This window comes from Kitasatospora sp. NBC_00315, assembly GCF_041435095.1.
Lineage (GTDB): Bacteria > Actinomycetota > Actinomycetes > Streptomycetales > Streptomycetaceae > Kitasatospora.
Map to the genome: position 1 here is coordinate 1450149 of NZ_CP108025.1, position 19340 is coordinate 1469488.

At 71.6% G+C, this 19340-nt stretch carries 9 protein-coding genes and 1 pseudogene; 6 read left to right on the plus strand and 4 right to left on the minus strand.

Annotated features, from left to right (window positions below; translation table 11 throughout):
• Positions 1-22 precede the first annotated feature (22 nt).
• Both pgm and OG823_RS06080 read right to left on the minus strand, forming a co-directional pair.
• A complete protein-coding gene (pgm, locus tag OG823_RS06075; protein ID WP_371478137.1) occupies positions 23-1663 on the minus strand; it encodes a phosphoglucomutase (alpha-D-glucose-1,6-bisphosphate-dependent) in 1641 nt (546 codons plus the stop codon).
• A gap of 50 nt (positions 1664-1713) precedes the next feature.
• Positions 1714-2034 (minus strand): hypothetical protein, encoded by a 321-nt coding sequence (locus OG823_RS06080; RefSeq protein WP_371478138.1) that lies wholly within the window; start codon positions 2032-2034, stop codon positions 1714-1716.
• Positions 2035-3149: 1115 nt separating this feature from the next.
• On the opposite strand from OG823_RS06080, the gene OG823_RS06085 reads away from it, so the two are divergent.
• Positions 3150-4589 (plus strand): RICIN domain-containing protein, encoded by a 1440-nt coding sequence (locus OG823_RS06085; protein ID WP_371478140.1) that lies wholly within the window; start codon positions 3150-3152, stop codon positions 4587-4589.
• Positions 4590-5199: 610 nt separating this feature from the next.
• Here OG823_RS06085 and OG823_RS06090 read toward each other — a convergent pair.
• Both OG823_RS06090 and OG823_RS06095 read right to left on the minus strand, forming a co-directional pair.
• Entirely contained in the window at positions 5200-5532 is a 333-nt protein-coding gene (locus tag OG823_RS06090) for a hypothetical protein (protein ID WP_371478141.1), read from the minus strand.
• 901 nt (positions 5533-6433) lie between these two features.
• Positions 6434-7546 carry an ABC transporter substrate-binding protein gene (locus tag OG823_RS06095; RefSeq protein WP_371478143.1) on the minus strand — a complete coding sequence of 371 codons (1113 nt, stop codon included), beginning with the start codon at positions 7544-7546 and terminating at the stop codon, positions 6434-6436.
• Between the two features lie 1220 nt (positions 7547-8766).
• Here OG823_RS06095 and OG823_RS06100 point away from each other — a divergent pair.
• From OG823_RS06100 to OG823_RS06120, 5 genes and pseudogenes are all read left to right on the plus strand, one after another.
• On the plus strand, positions 8767-9801 hold the full coding sequence (locus tag OG823_RS06100) for a Gfo/Idh/MocA family protein (protein WP_371478145.1): 1035 nt from the start codon (positions 8767-8769) through the stop codon (positions 9799-9801).
• Positions 9802-10512: 711 nt separating this feature from the next.
• Complete coding sequence (locus OG823_RS06105; RefSeq protein WP_371478146.1) at positions 10513-13368, plus strand: SpoIIE family protein phosphatase; 2856 nt, start codon at positions 10513-10515, stop codon at positions 13366-13368.
• 936 nt (positions 13369-14304) lie between these two features.
• Positions 14305-16749, plus strand: a complete 2445-nt coding sequence (locus OG823_RS06110; RefSeq protein WP_371478148.1) for a phosphocholine-specific phospholipase C — start codon at positions 14305-14307, stop codon at positions 16747-16749.
• Between the two features lie 217 nt (positions 16750-16966).
• Positions 16967-17119, plus strand: a pseudogene (locus tag OG823_RS06115) (PhoH family protein); the annotation flags it as partial.
• A gap of 749 nt (positions 17120-17868) precedes the next feature.
• On the plus strand, positions 17869-19113 hold the full coding sequence (locus OG823_RS06120; protein WP_371478149.1) for a PP2C family protein-serine/threonine phosphatase: 1245 nt from the start codon (positions 17869-17871) through the stop codon (positions 19111-19113).
• The last annotated feature ends 227 nt before the right edge of the window (positions 19114-19340 follow it).

Below are 19340 nucleotides of genomic sequence, written 5' to 3' on the forward strand. Positions count from 1 at the left end.
AGGTCCGGGGGCCGCCCGCATGTCAGGCTCCGAGGACGTCTGCGACGAGTGTGCGGGCCTCGTCCTGGACGCGGGCCAGGTGCTCCGGCCCGTGGAAGCTCTCGGCGTAGATCTTGCAGACGTCTTCGGTGCCGGAGGGGCGTGCGGCGAACCAGGCGTTCTCGGTGCGGACCTTGAGTCCGCCGATGGGTGCGCCGTTGCCGGGTGCTTCGGTGAGGATGGCGGTGATGGGTTCGCCGGCGAGGGTGTCCGCGGTGACCTGTTGGGCGTTGAGGCGGCCCAGCAGTGCCTTCTGCGTGCGGTCGGCGGGGGCGTCGACGCGTGCGTACGCCGGGTCGCCGTGGCGTGCGGTGAGGTCGCGGTAGTGCTGGGAGGGGGTGGTGCCGGTGATGGCGGTGATCTCGGCGGCGAGGAGGGCGAGGAGGATGCCGTCCTTGTCGGTGGTCCAGACGGAGCCGTCGCGGCGCAGGAAGGAGGCGCCCGCGGATTCCTCGCCGCCGAAGGCGACGGTGCCGCCGAGCAGGCCGTCGACGAACCATTTGAAGCCGACGGGGACCTCGACGAGGTCGCGTCTGAGGTCGGCGGCGACGCGGTCGATCATGGAGGAGGAGACGAGGGTCTTGCCGATGCCGGCGGCGGCGGGCCAGTCCTGGCGGTGGCGGTAGAGGTAGTCGATGGCGACGGCGAGGTAGTGGTTGGGGTTCATGAGTGCGCCGTCGGGGGTGACGATGCCGTGGCGGTCGGCGTCGGCGTCGTTGCCGGTGGAGATGTCGTACTGGTCCTTGTGTGCGATGAGGGAGGCCATCGCGTGGGGGGAGGAACAGTCCATCCGGATTCTGCCGTCCCAGTCGAGTGACATGAAGCGCCAGGCAGGGTCGGTGAGCGGGTTGACGACGGTGAGGTCGAGGCGGTGGATGTCGGCGATGCGGGCCCAGTAGGCGACGGAGGCGCCTCCAAGGGGGTCGGCGCCGATCCGCAGGCCTGCGGCGCGCACGGCGTCGAGGTCGAGTACGGAGGGGAGGTCCTCGACGTAGTGGGTGAGGTAGTCGTGGCGGGCGGTGGTGGGGGCGGTGAGGGCGCGGGTGTAGGGGATACGGCGTACGCCGGCGAGGCCGTCGGTGATGAGTTGGTTGGCGCGGTCCTGGATCCAGCCGGTGGCGTCGGAGCCGGCGGGGCCGCCGTGCGGCGGGTTGTACTTGAAGCCGCCGTCGCGGGGCGGGTTGTGGGAGGGGGTGATGACGATGCCGTCGGCGCCGCCGGCCGGGTGGGCGCGGTTGTGGGCGAGGATGGCGTGGGAGACGGCGGGGGTGGGGGTGTAGTTGTCGGCGCTGTCGATGAGGACGGTGACGCCGTTGGCCGCCAGGACCTCCAGGGCGGTGGCGAGGGCGGGTTCGGACAGGGCGTGGGTGTCGGCGCCGAGGAACAGCGGGCCGTCGGTGCCCTGTTGTGCCCGGTACTCACAGATCGCCTGGGTGGTCGCGGCGATGTGATCCTCGTTGAAGGCGGTGTCCAGGGAGGAGCCGCGGTGTCCGGAGGTACCGAACGCCACCCGCTGTGCGGGCTCCGCCGGGTCGGGGTGCAGCGTGTAATAGGCCGTCACCAGCCTCGCCACGTCCACCAGATCCCCGGGCTCCGCCTGCAAACCGGCCCGTGCGTGCACCATCGCGATCTCCTTCGCCCCGACACGGGGATGGTTCGGCGGGTGGCGGGCACTCAGGCCCGGTCGTCCGGCCCGCGCTGGTCCGGCACGCCGTCCGGGAGGACGAGGACGGCGTCGCGGCGGTGGCGGACCGCCTCGGGCGAACGGGCACGGAGCAGCGCGGCGTCGAGCGCGTCCGCGGAGCTGTGGGCCCACTCGACGAAGCTGTGCGTGCCGCGGCGCCGGTCCGGGTTGCGCATCGGCAGGGTGACGAGCCACGGCGAGCGCCCGTCCTGTCTCCGGCCCTGCTGGAGGAGACGGACGTGGGGCTGATCGTGGTGGATCGTCCGCGGGTTGGCGGCGGTCGACTGTACCGGGCTTGAGGTGAGGAACACTGGTCGCTCCGACGGTGCTGCGGGTGGAGGGGGGCTCTGTCGCCCGGTGCCGGGCGGTTCCCCCGCCGGCGAACTGTTGGGGCTGTCGGCGGGGGAAGTCGGTGGGGGCGGGCCCGGTGGTCGGCGAGGCGCCGGCGGACTCCGTGACGGCATCGTCGATCATCCTGTTCGGATCCCGCGGCCGGGGTACGGAGCCGTCGGCCGACGAAATCAACTGGCAACATAATCAAACAAGACACATCATTAGTCAACACATAGGACACATGGGGCTCCGCGCCGCGCCGCGGCGCCGTACCGGATCCGGTGGCAGCGGGCAGAGCGGCGGCCCGACCGCCGGCGCCGGATGGCGCCACGCGCCCGACCCGCGCGAATGTTTACGTAAACACACCAGGGGCCGAGTCTCACGTCGGGCCCTCGGGGGTGTCAAGCTCGGCGCGGCGGCGCCGCCGCACACGTCGCACCGACCGGCCGCCGCCCGCAGTGCGCCGACCTGACATCGGCAGCGCACCGCCCTCGCACCGGCACAACCGGCCTCCGCATGGGGCGGGGGCCGGCTGTGCACCGGACGAAACGACCGTACGCACCCGTACTTCGGCCCACCCCGCCGTCGGCGGTGCGGACCGGGACATATCGGCGGGGCCACGTTTCCGCGCACCCCCTTGACACCACCTGCCCCAACCTCGAACAATCTCGCTCCACCAGCCCGTGATTGCGCCAACATGAAAGGGATCCCACCGAGGCGCGGCCCGCTCCCTCCCGGACACCAGTCCCCTCCGGGCCGGACGGCAGAAGCCGCAGGAGCCGCATCCCCCGACCGCGACCGCGCTGCGCACGACACCGGCCGGCCTGAACCGCCCAGCCACCACCGCCCGGCCCTGTCGTCAGGACAGCGCCCGGCCCGACGACCCCGGCCATCGGCCGACCCACCCCACGCGTCCTCGGAGGCTCCCTCCACCACCCGGCACACCCCGCCCCAGGGGGTGTGGTCCGGCGCAGGCCACCCTGCCGCCGAGGCGCAGCATGACGTCCTGCCAAGGCCATCCACTCGCATGTCCGCGCGACGACATGCGGCCACGGCCGTCATGCCTGGATCCACTGATACGAGGTATGTGACCATGCCCAACAAGAAGACAGCCCTGCTCGCCACCCTGCTCGCCCTGGCCGTCGCCCTGCTCGGGGCCTTCCAGCCGGCCAGCGCGGCCGGCACGGACGTGACGATCACCAACGCCACGCAGTTCGCCGACACCACGGGAAGCCCGGTTCAGGCCCACGGCGGCGGTGTGATCAAGGTCGGCGCGTTCTACTACTGGTTCGGCGAGGACCGCAACGCCGACAACACCTTCCGCTACGTCTCCGTGTACCGCTCCAGGGACCTCATGACCTGGGAGTTCCGCCGGCACGTGCTGACCCAGGCCACCAACCCGGAGCTGGCCACGGCCAACATCGAGCGGCCGAAGGTGATCTTCAACAGCACCACGGGCGAGTACGTCATGTGGATGCACAAGGAAGGCAGCAGCACCGACTACAGCGAGGCGCGGGCCGCGGTCGCCACCTCGAAGACCGTCGACGGCAACTACGCCTGGCAGGGCAGCTTCCGGCCGCTCGGCGACCAGATGTCGCGCGACATCACGCTGTTCAAGGACGACGACGGCAAGGCGTACATGATCTCGGCCTCGAACGAGAACGCCGACCTGCACATCTACCGCCTCACCGCCGACTACAAGGCCATCGACGCCCAGGTGCAGAACCTGTGGGTCGGCAAGTCCCGCGAGGCGCCCGCGATGTTCAAGCGCAACGGCGTCTACTTCCTGCTCACCTCCGGCGCCACCGGATGGGGACCCAACCAGCAGAAGTACGGCACCTCCACCAGCATCACCGGCAACTGGAGCGGCCTGAAGGACATCGGCGACTCCACCACCTTCGGCACCCAGACCGCCTTCGTGCTCCCGATCCAGGGCAGCAAGGCCACCGAGTACCTCTACGTGGGCGACCGCTGGGGCAACTCGATGGGCGGCGGCGTCAACGACTCCCAGTACGTCTGGCTGCCGCTGTCGTTCCCCACCAGCACCTCGATGAGCATGGAGTACTTCCCGCAGATCTCCCTCAACGCCGCGACGGGCAGCCTCGCCGGCGTCGGCAACCCCTGGGAGCTGCTGTCCGCCGGGCACAGCGGCAAGTGCGCGGACGTCTCCGACAAGTCCGCCGCGGGCGGCCGCCCGGTCCTCCAGTGGGACTGCAACTGGGGCCTCAACCAGCAGTACTGGTTCAAGGACGTCGGCGGCGGCGCCGTGCAGATCGTGGCCCGGCACAGCGGCAAGTGCCTCTCGGTGAACGGCGGCTCCACCGATGACGGCGCCGCCGTCGTCCAGAACGCCTGCGGCACCGACCTGTCCCAGCAGTGGAAGCTGCAGGCCACCGGCACCGCGTACAACGTGATCGGCCAGGGCAGCGGCAAGTGCCTCGACGTGGCCGACAAGTCGACCGCCAACGGCGCGGCGCTCATCCAGTGGGCCTGCAACGGCGGCAGCAACCAGACGTGGACGCGTTCCACCTGATCCGGTCGTAGGGTCCCGGCCCCGACCAACCCGACCACCCCGGCACGTCCTGGCACGCCCCCTCGCCCGCGCGGCGAGGGGGCGTGCCCCTTCCCCCCTCGTGCACCACCGCCCCGCCATCGGAGCCGACTCCATGAACCTTCCCGACGTACCCCCGGGCGCAGACAGTTCATCACCGGGGTCGCGCTGACCATGAGCGCGGTCGTGCTGCCCGACCACCTCTTCCCGCCCCACCCCGTGCCGAGGCCGCCGTGCCGCCGCAGGTCACCCTGCCGGAACGGGGCATCTACGACACCGTCCCCGCCGCGGCGCGGACGTATGCCCGATTTGCTGGGACGGTCTCAAGCCATTTCCCCAGGTGGAAGCGTTTCGCGTTCGGACCTGGGACAGACTGGGACAGCCCCGCCCGGCCCGGCTGTTGTCCTCTGACAGGCGATCCTGACCGATTGCCAAGCGGCCTTGACCGACGTCGGGTTTCTGTCAGGTGATCTTGACCGGTTGAGGAGCTGTGGCCACGTTGGGTGCGACTTCGCCGTGCCGGTCACCAGGTGGGGCTGCCGGCCCGTTGGGCCGGCAGCCTCGCTCCGTCAGAGGGCGCGGAGCGCGGGGCTCACGACTCGTCCGGCTCGCCCTTGCCGCCGCGGCCGAAGTCCGACGTGAAGGGGGCTGCGGCATCGCCGAAAGTGTTGAGCCCAGGCGTGACGCCGTTGACGGCCGTGATCGCGTCGGAGTACACCGGGCCCCCCATCGCCTCGCCCACTGTGTTGATGACGGGCGCCGACGTCTCGATGAAGTCCTTGAGCTTGTTGAGGGAGTACCCGAAGAACCTCTTCTCGGCATGGGGGGCATCGGCGGCGGAAGCGGCCTGGGCTGCGGGGGCGGCGCCCGTCACGGCTACCAATGCGCCGGCGGTGACAGCCATGGTCTTCACGAACGACTTCACGGAGATACCTTTCTTCGTGGGCGGGCCGCTTAGGAGTGCGGCCGGCACGGATCTCCGTGGACAACGAGCCCGGATCCGATCCGAAACGATCAAGCGCTGGACGGTCACCCACGGGGGCAGCGCGAGCCGGCGCCACCCTGCAGCCACGCGCCGTTCCGATCCTCACCGAAGGCCGACCCGGTGCGGCCGCAGTCCGCTCGGCCGAGCGGTCAAACTCACCTGTCAATCGGTCAAGATCACTTGGCAGAGGACAGCTGTCTGCGGGCTGGAGAGTATGCGCCGGGCCTCCTCGGCCGCGGTCGGCCCGGTCCGGCTTCCGAAGCGATCCGTAGCCCGTTCCGCCCTCGCGGGGCTGGCCGCCGTCCCGCGAGCCGACGCCCGACCCGCAGGTTGACATCCGGCCCGCACCCGGTGTGGTGGGAGCTGCCGTACCGTCGCACAGCCGCAGCGGTCGGCCGCCGGTGAGCCTCCGGTGACCGCACCGCCGACCCCCTGGGAGCGGGGCTTCGGGGACTGCGACGTCCTGCTGGCGCTCCCGCAGCTCGGGGCGGGCTGGCAGCTGGCCGGTTGGAAGACCAACACCCTCGCCTACTTCGTGCTCCACGACGGGGAGATCGTCGGTTGGGTCGAGATCGGCATCGCCGCCGTCCCGCGCAGGGCCGCCATCACCGACGGCCACCTCCTCACCGGCACCGACTCCGGGGAACCGCTCTTCCACGCCAGCCCGGAACTGGCGGCCCGCACCGTCCGGCAGGCCCGCCTCGCGACCGGCGCGCGCAGCCCCCACGCCTGCGCCGGCCAGTCGCTTGCCAGGCGATTGGGCAGCAGTCTGCCCTGCGATTGGCCGTCAGCCCCATTGCCGTGTGGCGGCAGCCGTCCGTGGCCGGCAGCCGCCAGGAGGTTATCCAGGTACGGCCGTGGGCCAGTTGGCTTTGACGACCTTCATTGCGGTGGTCAGCTGCGTCTGGGTCGGGAAGAAGGGTGTGCCCTCGACGGTCGGCAGCTTGGCGGCCAGTGCGGTGTCCAGGGTGCCGTTGTGCGCCATGGCGTCCATCAGGACCGGGCGGGCGTAGTCCACGAGCCGCAGGTTCTGGCCCTCCGGGGAGGCGAGGTACTCCTCCCAGAGCCGGGCCGCGGCGGGGTGCGGGGCGTCCTTGTTGATGGCCTGCGCGTAGTACTGGGCGAAGCTGCCGTCGAAGGGGATAGCCACCTTCCAGTCCACGCCCGCCGCGCTGAGCCCGTCGGTGTGCTGCAGGTTGAGGTAGTCCCACTCGATGCTGATGGGGGTCTGGCCGGCGGCGATGGCCTCCACGCTGGAGTTGGCGTGGTTGAAGTTGCCGATCCGGTCCAGGTGGGCGAAGAAGTCGATACCGGGCTGGATGTTGTCGTACGAGCCGTCGTTGGCAAGGGCGGCCGCGTACACGGCGGCGAAGGCAGACCCCGCCGTGGTCGGCTCGCCGGTGAGCGCGACCATGCCCTTGAACTGCGGCTTCAGCAGGTCGGCGAACGACGCCGGGCAGGTCTTGACGCGTTTGGCGTCGCAGCCGATGGCGACGTAGCCGCCGTAGCTGTTGTACCAGCGGGCCTTGTGGTCCTTCTGGGAGGCCGGGATCTGGTCGTAGGTGGCGCTGCGGTACGGGGCCAGGAGGTCCTGTTCCGCCGCGGACTGGGCGAAGGAGTCGCCGAGGTCGAGCACGTCAGGGGCCTTCGGCTGCCCCCGGTAGCGCTTCATGTCGTCGATCTCCTGCTGGCTGGAGCCCTCCGGGTTGTCGTTGACGACCTTGATCCCGTACTTCTTCGAGAACCCGTCCATCAGGCCGCCGTAGTTTGCCCAGCGGGGCAGCAGGGTGGTCGTGTTGAGCTGGCCCTCGGCCTGCGCCTGCTTGACCAGCTCGTCCATGCCGCCCACCGCCCGCGCGGAGATCGCCTGGGACGCGGGCACCACCCGGTCGGCGCTCTGCCCGCCGCAGGCGCCGAGTCCGACGGCCACGAAGCAGAGACAGACTGACAGCACGACTGCGCGGCCTCGGCGAGGACTGGTCACGACGCCTCCACGAAGGTGAGAGAACGGACGGGTCGCCGGCGCGGGGCAGCGGTACGGCGTCCTCGATGACCGCGGCGCCGCCGCGTGGGCCGAGCCGCGTAGCCGGGGCACCGCCGGCCCGTCTCCCGCTGGACGCGGGCCCGAGCGTTCCGGAAGCGGCATCGCCAGGACGGACCACCGGACGGTCCTTGGAAGGTCACAGCGCGTTCCGGATTCGCGGCCGCGGTGACCGTGATTACCAGACTACCGGCCGACCTGCAATTTCGTCGGCCCCCGGAAGGCCCGACACCTCGACACCCGCGCAGTCCCGGGTGCTGCCACACCCAGTGCCGGCAGCACCCGGGACCACCCGGACGTCCAGGCGGTGGCGCAGCGCGCCGCTCACGGTCCATGGCCGACGGGGCGCCCCCAGCGTGTGGACCCGGCCGGGACAGCCAGGCGGCTGCGGCCGGGCCCGCTCCACGGGGCAGACCTCGGCCAGCAGGTCCGGCAGGTACTCCGTCACGCGGCCACTCGTTGGCCGCGACCAGCACCGTGCTTCCGTCGCGCACGGTGGCAAGAACGGTAAGTCCTTCCTCACGGAGGACTCCACCCCATCAGGATGGTCGACACCACCAACTGGCGGGCCGTGGGTCTCACCTGCAACGGACCCGGACCCCCGCGTCGGGTCGCAGTCCGCCCGTCCGTCCGCAGTCCGACCTTCCCTGCGCAGGGAGAACACCGGGTCCTGACGATCACTTGCAACCCTTTGAGTGTTGACGCAAACATGTGATGGTGAGAGTGTCAGGGTAATCGGTGCTGTCACGAGTTCCGGCCGATTCTGCCTGGCCTCCGAGGGGCACGGTGGGCCAGGACACGCGAGGCAGACCGGATGTGGCAGGGCGTCCGGCTGGTCGGGTCCGCGTTCGGGTCCGCGTCCGGGTGCGGCCGTCCGCAAGGTGGCCGGTCCCTGCGCCGGCTGATCCGGGTGATTCTGTGGGAATCGGCCAGGTGTCCTGGGTGAGGGGTCCCGGCCAGGACGGCGGCGATTCGGCGGGCGCGGCCGGCTGCAGCTGGTGGCAGGTTGGCGAACCGTTCGTCGGTGTCTTCGGCCCCACATACAGCTCGGCCTCGACAGTGCCGACGCGGACCCGGAAGGTCTGCTGAGGCTCTACTGCAAATGTTTTCAAGATCGACGGCAAGGAATGCACATGACGGACGCGCCCGTACGGATCGGACTGGCCGGCTACGGCTTCGGCGGCAGGTACTTCCATGCGCCGCTGCTCGCCTCCACCCCGGACTGTGAGTTCCTCGGGGTGGTCACCACCTCCCCCGAGCGCCGCAAGCAGATCGCCGGTGAGCTGGGCCGGCCGGCGTACGACTCGTTGGAGGAACTGGCCCGGGCCGGAGCGGAGGCGGTCGCGATCTCCACTCCGGCGGCCACACACATCCCGTTGGCCCAGGAGGCGCTGAAACTGGGTTTGGCAGTGGTCTGCGACAAGCCGTTCGCGCTGGACGCCGCCTCGGCGCGGGAGACGACGGAGCTGGCGGAGCGACTGGGGATTTCGCTGACGGTCTATCAGAACCGGCGCTGGGACTCCGATTTCCTGACGCTGCAGCGGCTGCTGGCCGAGGGCGAGCTCGGTACTCTGACCCGCTTCGAGTCGCGTTTCGAGCGGTTCCAGCCCGAGCCGGGCCCGCCGGCCGCGGGCGGCGGCACCCTGCTCGACTTCGGCAGTCACCTGGTCGACCAGGCTCTGGTCCTGTCCGGGCCGGTCGAGCGGGTGTATGCGGAGATGCGGAGCCGCGACGGCGGCGAAGGGCTCGACGAGGACGTCTTCGTCGCGCTGACCCACCGCAGCAGCGCCCGGTCACACCTGTCCGGCAGTTGGCGGCAGGGCGCGCCCGGCCCGCGCTTCCGCGCCACCGGCACCACGGGGACGTACCTGGTCGACGGCGTGGACGGTCAGGAAGCCCTGCTGCTCGCGGGCGCCTCCCCGGCCTCGGAGGGTGAGCGCTGGGGCATCGAGCCCGAGCCGCGTTGGGGCCAGGTGCTGCGCGGCGACCACGCCGAGCCCGCACCGTCCGCCCGCGGCGAGTGGGACCTCTTCTACCCGGCCTTCGCCGCCGCGCTCCGCGGCACCCGTCCGCTGCCGGTGGACCCCTGGGACGCCGTGACCACGGCGACCGTCCTGGATGCCGCGCGCACCAGTGCCGCCACCGGCGAGGTCGTACGCCTGTCCTGACCCCCAGGCGGCCGGGACCGCGTCAGCACGGCCGCAAGGGAGCAACGAAGGCCGGCCCGGGACCTGTTCCCGCTGCAGTCCGGGGCCGGCCCGGTCGTCTCTCGCGCGTCCCGGCCGTCCTCCGCCCGCTCCCTGAGGCCGCTGCCGCCCGCCGGCGGGCGGGCGGGCCCTCGTAGTCCGGGTGTGCACCGGGACGGCCTGCGGGCGTCGGGTCCGGCCCCGGACCGGACCTGCTTCCTGCTTTCCGGCGGGGTGCGGACGGCGCCGGGGGTAGAGGTGCGGACATGGCGCAGGACGTGTGGGACAAGCCGGACGAGGGGCCGGACGGCGCCGAGTCGGTGGCGTTGGCGGTCGGAGTGCTGCGGTGTCGGATGGCCGAGGTGGCGCCGGGTGACAGCAGGCGGAGGGACAGAGGACGGGCGCAGAGCCCGGAATGCAGAAAAATACGCCGTGCACCGCCTCCGGTTTACGGGCGATTTTCCAGGCCTATCTGGTGGGTAATCCGCAGCGACGGTCAGGCTCCCGAAGCATCCCGCCGGAGTCGACAGCAACTGACAGTGACTGGCTGCGACCAATGTTCGCAGGGCACGCGGCGGTGGCCATTACGGAGAGTATCGGCAACCTCGTTCTGCGCAGCCGTTCCGGATATTTCGACGATCCCGCCCAAGAGTTTCTTGCCAGCAGCGTACCGAAGCGGGATAAATAGGGGGTATGAGCCTAAATTCGGGCATTCACTGGAGCTGGACGACCCGCTCCGGTACCTCCGGCAGAGCGGGCCCGCGGCTGCCCGCGGCCGGCGGACGCCCGCAGGCGGACGACGTCCGTGCGCGGGCGCCGGGAGGCTCACCGCGGAAGGAGGAGGCGGCGCCGTACACCCGCCGGCCGAGCCCGCGCAGTTTCGCCCGCGAGGTCTTCCTCCTCCAGCTGGTGCTCGTCCTGTTCCTCGTCGCCGCCGCGGTGGTGGCCCTCGTGGTGCAGACCCGGCACGACACCATGGCCGACGCCCGGCACCGCACCCTCGCCGCGGCCGAGTCCTTCGCGCACGCTCCCGGACTCCTGGCGGCCCTGGACGGCCCGGACCCCACCGCGACGCTCCAGCCGCTGGCCGAGGCCGCCCGGCATGCTTCCGGCGTCGACGCCCTCATCGTGTACCGGCTCGACGGAGTCACCCTCACGCACAGCGACCCCACGCAGCTGGGCAAGCACGTCATCGGTCCGTACGCCGGAGCCGCCGAGGGAAAGCCCTTCACCAGCACCTTCAAGGGCGCGCTCGGCCTCTCGGTGATCTCCGCCGCTCCCGTCACGGACCCGGCGGGCAACGTGGTGGCCATCGTCTCCGCCCCGGTCACCGTCGAATCGGTGCAGAACACGGTGAACCGCCAGCTTCCCGTCTTCCTGGCGAGCGCCGGCGTGGCCGTCGCGCTGGCCGCCGGCGGCGCGGCCCTGGTCAGTCGCCGGCTCGGGCGCCAGACCCACGGGCTGGGACCGGCCGAGATGACCCGGATGTACGAGCACCACGACGCCGTCCTGCACGCGGTGCGCGAGGGCGTGCTCATCACGGAGAACGACGGCCGGCTGCTGCTGGCCAACGACGAGGCCCGGCGGCTGCTGGACCTCCCGGCGGACGCGGAGGGCCGCCGGATCGACGACCTGGGGCTCAGCACCGACACCGCCGACCTCCTGGCGTCGGACCGGATCGCCAGCGACGAGGTCCACCTGGCGGCGGACCGCCTGCTGTCCCTCAACAAGCGCTCCACCACTCCCTTCGGGGTGCACCGCACGAGCGTGGTGACCCTGCGCGACACCACCGAGCTGCGGACACTGTCGGGCCGGGCGGAGGTCGCCCGGGAGCGGCTGCGTCTGCTCTACGACGTCGGGACGCAGATCGGCTCCACGCTGGACGTGGTGCAGACCGCCCAGGAGCTGGCGCAGGCGGCGGTACCCCGGTTCGCCGACGTCGTCACCGTTGAGCTGCGGGACCCGGTGCTGCGCGGCGACGAACCCGAGGGATCGAGCACCGAGCTGCGCCGGAGCGCGGTCGCCGGACTCGCGGAGGACCACCCGCTCTACCCCGTCGGCAAGCTGATCAATTTCGCGCCCGGCACGCCGATGGCTGCCGGTGTCAGCCTCGGCCGGTCCGTGGTGGAGCGGGATCTGGCCGCGTCGGCCGGCTGGTGGTCCCAGGACCCGTCGCGCGCCCAGCAGATCCTGGACTACGGGATCCACTCCCTGATGGTCGTGCCGCTCCAGGCCCGGGGCGTGGTGCTGGGCCTGGTGAACTTCTGGCGGGCCGGAGCCTCCCCGCCGTTCGACGAGGACGACCTGGCCTTCGCCGAGGAGGTCGGCCGCAAGGCCGCGGTGTGCATCGACAACGCCCGGCGCTACACCCGCGAGCACGCGATGGCGGTGACACTCCAGCGCAGCCTGATGCCTCGCGGGCTCCCGGAGCAGGAGGCGCTGGACGTGGCCCACCGCTACCTCCCCGCGCAGAGCGGGGTGGGCGGCGACTGGTTCGACGTGATCCCGCTCCCCGGCGCCCGGGTCGCCCTGGTGGTCGGCGACGTGGTCGGACACGGCCTGCACGCCGCGGCCACCATGGGCCGGCTGCGGATGGCCGTCCACAACTTCGCGGCCCTGGACCTCCCGCCCGACGAACTGCTGAGCCACCTGGACGATCTCGTGGCACGCATCGACAGCCAGGACGAGGACGCCGCCGACGACGTCCAGGCGCTGACCGGCGCCACCTGCCTCTACGCCGTCTACGACGCCGTCTCCGGACGGGTCACGGCAGCCACGGCCGGCCACCTCCCGCTGGCCGTGGCGGGCCCCGACGGGACGACGACATTCCTCCGCCCGCCGGTGTCGCCGCCGCTCGGTCTGGGCGCCGGCCTGCCGATGGAGACCGCCGAACTGACCGTGCCCGAGGGCTCCCGGCTGGTCCTGTTCACCGACGGCCTGCTCACCTGCCGCAACCGCGACGTGGACGCGGCGCTGGAGGTCCTGGGCGAAACCATCGGCGTCCCGGGCCGGGCTCCGGAGGCGACCTGCGACGCCGTCATCGAGGCGCTGCTGACCTGCCGGCCCGACGACGACGTCGCGCTCATGGTCGCGCGGACCCGGCTGCTCGCCCCCGAGCGGGTCGCCGAGTGGGACGTCGCCCGCGACCCGGCGGCGGTGTCGCCGGTCCGCCGGGCCTGCGCCCGCCAACTGGAGGAGTGGGGCCTTGACCACATCGGCTTCGGCACCGAGCTCATCCTGAGCGAACTGATCACCAACGCCGTCCGGTACGGCGCCGAGCCGGTCCACGTCAGGCTGCTCCTCACCGACACCCTGGTCTGCGAGGTCTCCGACGGGACCAGCACCGCGCCGCACATCCGCCGTGCCAAGGACACCGACGAGGGCGGCCGCGGTCTCTTCCTCGTCGCGCAGTACGCCGAGCGCTGGGGCACCCGCTACTCGCCGAGGGGCAAGACCATCTGGACCTCCCAGGTGCTCACCGGCGGCGCGGCGCCGGCCGAGGAGTCCGTCGAGGACATCCTCGGCCAGTGGGACGACGTGGAGCTCTGACCGGCGACGGGCCGGGCGGCGACCGGCCGGGGAAACGCCCATGGGCGGCGACCGGCCGGGGGAGTGACCTGACCGGGGAGCAGGCCGGCACGCCGCCGGGCCAGGGTCGGGCGGGACGGGCGCCGCCGCTGCTCCTACCGCCGGCGCCGCAGGCAGAACGGGGCGGGTAGCACCGGAGCATGCCCGCCCGTCGGACGGGGCACCGGTCGACCCGGCTCATGTTGGCGCAATCACGGTTCACCCCGGACAGACTCCCATCGCCCTGGGCAAGCACCACGAAAAGCCAGCGAAGCGGTCGGCGTTCCCCGCCGCGCTCTTCTCCGGTCCGCCACGGCGGACCAGCTCGCGGGCGGGACCGGGACACCCCCCACCTGGCATGTCGTGCGACTTCCGCCCGAACCGCCCGGCGGTGGCGGCGGCGGGCCGTGCCATCGGACCCGCCCCGTCGGCACGAGCCCCCGCGCGCACCAGGCGCCCACAAAGCCGTCCGCTTCTCCTTGACTCCGGACCATCGACGGTGAAAACTGAGCGCCACTTCCTGTTCGCGCAAACATCTGCGGCTGGGACGCGCTCCCCCGGGTCCCTGTCGCCTGCCTCGCCGAACGGCGGGGCAGGACGGCCGCGTCCCGACGACCGGTGCGCCCGCAGGACTCACGGGACCACCGGCCGCGCGCATCGGCTGCGAACACACAGCTACGGAGAAAAGCACCCTGTGCCGGCCCACAGCAGCCGTGGCGCAGACCTCGTCCGGCCAGACACCCAGCCGAAGGCACCAGCCGCCGGCCGTCCCGTCCGCACCCGCGACGGGACACAGAGGCACCCCCTCCGACCAAGGACGGCCCCGCACCTCTCCCGGCCCGCCGCGCACGGCCGCGCCGGCCGGGGTCCCCGTCCGCCCGTCCCCCCACTCCCTTCGGTTGCGTAGGAGTTCCCCGGATGAACGACGATTCCACCCCCGGCGTGAGCCGGCGTGCCCTCCTCGGCAGCGCGGCCGCCGCGGCCGCCATGACCGCGCTGCCGAGCGCGCTCCGCCGGGCGATGGCCGCCCCGGTCACAGCCGGGACCGGTACGATCGCCGACGTCAAGCACGTGGTGATCTTCATGCAGGAGAACCGCGCCTTCGACCACTACTTCGGCTCCCTGAGCGGAGTCCGCGGCTTCGGCGACCGCAACGCGGTCAGCCTCCCGGGCGGCAGCCCCGTCTGGTTCCAGCCCGCGTCCAACGGTGCGGGCTACATCCTGCCCTTCCGGATGAACACCACCACCACCTCCGCCACCTGCGCCAACGCGCCGGCCATGGACTGGCCGACCGACCTCTCCATCTGGAACGGCGGCCGGTATGACGCGTGGAACACCGCCCGGGACCCGGGCGTCGGCATGGGCTACTTCACCCGCCCCGACCTCGACTTCTACTACCAGCTCGCGGACAATTTCACCATCTGCGACCACTACTTCCAGTCCACCCTGACCCAGACCAACCCCAACCGGCTGCACGCCTTCACCGGCAGCAACGGCCTCTCGACGGGCCGGCCGGCGGTCATGGACAACACGGAGCCGAGCGCCGGGTTCGGCTGGACCACCTACGCCGAGCGCCTGCAGGCAGCCGGCGTGAGCTGGAAGGTCTACCAGCAGGCCGACAACTTCGACGACAACGCACTCGCCTGGTTCAGCACCTTCAAGCAGTCGGGGGCATCAAGTCCGCTCCGCACCAAGGGGCTCGCCACCGTCGCGGACATCGTCACGGCCTTCGGCAACGACGTCGCACGCGACACGCTGCCGCAGGTCAGCTGGATCATCGCCCCGACGGCCCTGTCCGAGCACTCCAACTACCGCCCGGCCGACGGCGAGAACCTCACCGCGAAGCTGCTCGCCAAGCTCGCCGCGAACCCGGCCGTCTGGTCCAGGACCGCGTTCATCCTCAACTACGACGAGAACGGCGGCTTCTTCGACCACGTGCCACCGCCGATGCCGCCGGCCTCCGACTCCGACGGGCTGTCCACGGTCTCCACGGCCGGGGAGATCTCCGACGGGAAGCCGATCGGGCTGGGCTTCCGGGTGCCGCTGATCGTGGTCTCCCCGTGGACCCGCGGCGGGTACGTCTGCTCCCAGGTCTTCGACCACACCTCGGTGATCCGCTTCTGCTCCCAGGTCTTCGGGGTCGCCGAACCGAACATCAGCCCGTGGCGCAGGGCGGTGACCGGAGACCTGCTGTCGGCCTTCGACTTCGGCTCCGCGAACACCACCTGGCCGGCCCTCCCGAACACCGGCACCTACCCTGCCCAGGCCGCCGCACAGTGCAGCAGCCTCCCCTCGCCGACCGTGCCCGCCGTCCAGACGCTCCCCGTGCAGGAGGCCGGACAGCGCAAGGCCCGGGCCCTGCCCTATGCGTTCGAGGCCTCCGGCCGCGTCACCACCGGGGCCTTCTACATCGACATGGCCAACAGCGGCGCAGCCGGGCAGTGCGTCCACCTCTACCCCAACGCCTACCGTGCGGACGGCCCGTGGCGGCACACCGTCGAGGCCGGCAAGACCCTGACGGACTACTTCGTCAGCGGCAGTCCGGCCGGCGCCTACGACCTCTCCCTCTACGGCGCGAACGGCCTGCACCGGCGCTTCCGCGGCAACCGGGTCACCGCGACCACCGCCGGGCAGGCCAACCCCGAGGTCACCGCACAGGCCGACGCCACGAACGGCCGTCTCACCCTCACCCTGGCCAACAGCGGCACGGCTCCGTGCACCATCACCGTCACCGCCGGCGCCTACCGCACCGACGGCCCCTGGACCTTCGCCCTGCCCGCCTCCGCGACCGTGCAGAACTCCTGGACGATCAGCTCCGCCAACGGGTGGTACGACCTCACCGCCACCGCCGACACCACCGACGGCTTCCTGCGCCGGTTCGCCGGGCACGTGGAGAACGGCCGGGAGAGCATCACCGATCCCGCCGTCACCAGCATCCTCAGGACCAGCGTCCGGTACGTCGACAGCGAGGAGACCGGCGGCGAGAACGGCGCCGCGGTCAACGCCGTCGACGGCGATCCGCAGAGCATCTGGCACACCCGGTGGTCCCCGGCCCCGGCTCCCCTGCCGCACGAGATCCAGCTCGACACCGGCGGACCCCACACGGTCACCGCGCTGCGCTACCTGCCGCGGCAGAGCGGCGGGGCGAACGGCCGCATCGGCCAGTACGAGGTCTACGTCGGCAACGACGCCACTGCCTGGGGCACCCCGGTCGCCACCGGCACCTTCGCCGACGACGCCCAGACCAAACTCGTCACCTTCCCCCCGGTCAACGCGCGGTACGTCCGACTTCGCGCCCTCACGGAGGCGGGCGACCGCGGGCCGTGGACCTCCGCCGCCGAGATCTCCGTCATCGGCACCTGATCCCGCTCCCCCACTGACCGATCCCGCTCCGCACTGACTGTTCCCGAGCCGACCGGCTGTGCCTGAGCCGACCCCCGACACCCACCAGATCCCGCCCGATGCATCCGATCGGGCGGGATCTCCGCGTCGTGAGCCGCCGGCGGAGGTGCCCGTACGCCTGCTCGGCGCCCAGTGCCGGATCCCGGGCGTCGACGTCGCGGCGTCACCTCTCTGGCGTGCGCTGGCACTGTGCGCCGGGCTGAAGGCGGTGCTGGAGCGCCAGCAGCACCGCACGGTGATGGTATTCCGGCTGCAGGTCCTCCCCGCCCAGGCAGGGGGCCAACCGACTGGGCAACGCTACGACCGCCACGTCCCCGGGGCCTCTGCGCAGGCGGAGGTCAACCGCGACCCGCTGCCGTCTCCATCGTCCAGGTTGGCGGTAGTGGCTCAGGAATCCCCGGTCTCGATCGCCGCCGAGTCCAAATACAGGTCGCCGACCAGCGAGAACGCATGTGGGGAAATGGTTTGTGTCCCCTCGGACACCAGTCATTTCCCCACGGGGAGATGCAGTGCTCACAAGGTGCGGGTCGAGGTTCACCTCGACCCGCACCTTGCTTTCACCCGGGTAGTAGGTGCCTCGCAGCCCCACGGCCTGGTGGACGGTGTCTTCACCTCGATCTTCGCGTGGCTGATCGCGGCTGCCATGTCGGGCGATCTCGGCGACCGGAGCCCATGGCTGCCATGGGTGCGCTCAAGGCGGCCGGGGGCGAAGGCGCGGCCGATCCGGGCATCCAGTGGCCGGACGAGGTCCGCTTCGCGGACATGGATCCGACCGCCCCACACCCACGGGGCCCAGGCGAACCGGCTCCTGGAGCGAGCCCGTCGCCGCTCCGCGTCGCACGTTGCCGCAGGTCGCCATGAGAACCGCCGGAAACACCCGACCCGTTCCCGGGCGGTTCCCGACCGCCACGGCAGGCCGGAAGCCCGCAGTCGATGCTTACAAGATCCGTCCGGCTCGGGTGTCGCGGGGCGAGAGTCGGTGCGATGCTGAGACCGAGAAGACGCCGGTGAGGCGCTCGCGCGGCTGCGTGGGGCAAGGCAGGAAAGCCGGCCGGAGAGGGCCGGGGAACCGAGGCGCCCATGGCGGAATTCGCACGGGAGAACCGCAGGGCTGCGCCGGACCGGTCGGAGGGATTCGGTGAGCGGCTGCTGGGCCGGCTGCTGGACAGAGCGCACGAGATGCCGCCGCAGCTGATCGCTCCGCTGGTGGCGGACGAGGTGCACGCGATCGGCGGCCGGGACGTCTCGATCCTTCTGCAGGACTACGGCCAACTCATGCTGGTGCCCCTCCCGGGCCGGGGACTCACCGGCGGAGGTCCGGTGCCCATCGACGATTCCCGGGCCGGCGAGGTCTTCCTTCGCGCGACCCCGGCCGAGCACGCCCAGGCCGACGGGATACGGATGTTCCTGCCGCTGTTGGACGGCGGTGACGAGGTCGGAGTGCTGGCCGTCACCCTGGACAGCGTCGATGACGACGACCGCCGGTTGCTACGGCGTCTCGCAGGGCTGGTCGCCGACATGCTGGTCACCAAGAACGGCTACACGGACCGGTTCTTCCAGGCGCGGCGCCGCGAGCCGATGAGCGTGGCCGCGGAGATCCAGTGGTCGCTGCTGCCCCCGCTGTCGATGGACACCCCGCAGGTCGCGGTCGCCGGAATCCTGGAGCCCGCCTACAACGTCGCCGGCGACAGCCTGGACTACGCCCTCAACGACGACATCCTGCATCTGGCCATGATCGACGCGATGGGCCACGGCCTGAACGCCGCCGTGTTGGCGACCATCGCCGTGGGCGCGTACCGGCATGCCAGGCGCGCCGATGTCGGGCTCGCCGAGCTCTACGCGTTCATGGATACCGCCATCGACGAGCAGTTCGGCCCCGACCACTTCGTCACCGCGCAGATGATGCGCCTGGACATCGGCACGGGCCACCTGCAGTGGGTCAACGCCGGCCACCCGGCCCCGCTACTGATCCGCGACCACCGGGTCATCCAGGCCCTGGACAGCCCCGGAACCCTGCCGGTGGGCTTCGGCGGTGACACACCGCAGATCAGCACGCGGCAGCTCCGGCGCGGCGACCGGCTGCTCTTCTACACCGACGGCGTCGTCGAGGAACACCAGAGCGGCGGGGAACAGTTCGGCGAGGAACGCCTGATCGCCACCATCGAGCGCGTCGGCCCCGCCGGTGGAGGCGTGCGGGAGATGGTGCGGGCCCTCTCCCACGGTCTGATGCGAGAGCGGGGCGGAACCACAACCGACGACGCGAGCCTCTTCCTGGTCGAGTGGCGCGGCGGTACCGCCGACCACCTCGCCGACCCAGAGGTGTAGAGCAGGGTGCAGACCCGGCAGGGGGAGCACATGAAATCGGACATCTCCGGCAACCCTTGAGAGCGGGACGCCGACGTACTGCCACCCGGTCCGCAAGTCGTCACCGGCCGACCTCTGCTCCCGGGCGGGCGCCGGCCCTGGCCGGAGTACGGTGGAAGGGCTCGTCGTCGGCGGATTGCGGATTGCTTCGGGGGTGCCCCGGCTGCAGCACCTGGTCGTCCAGAGCC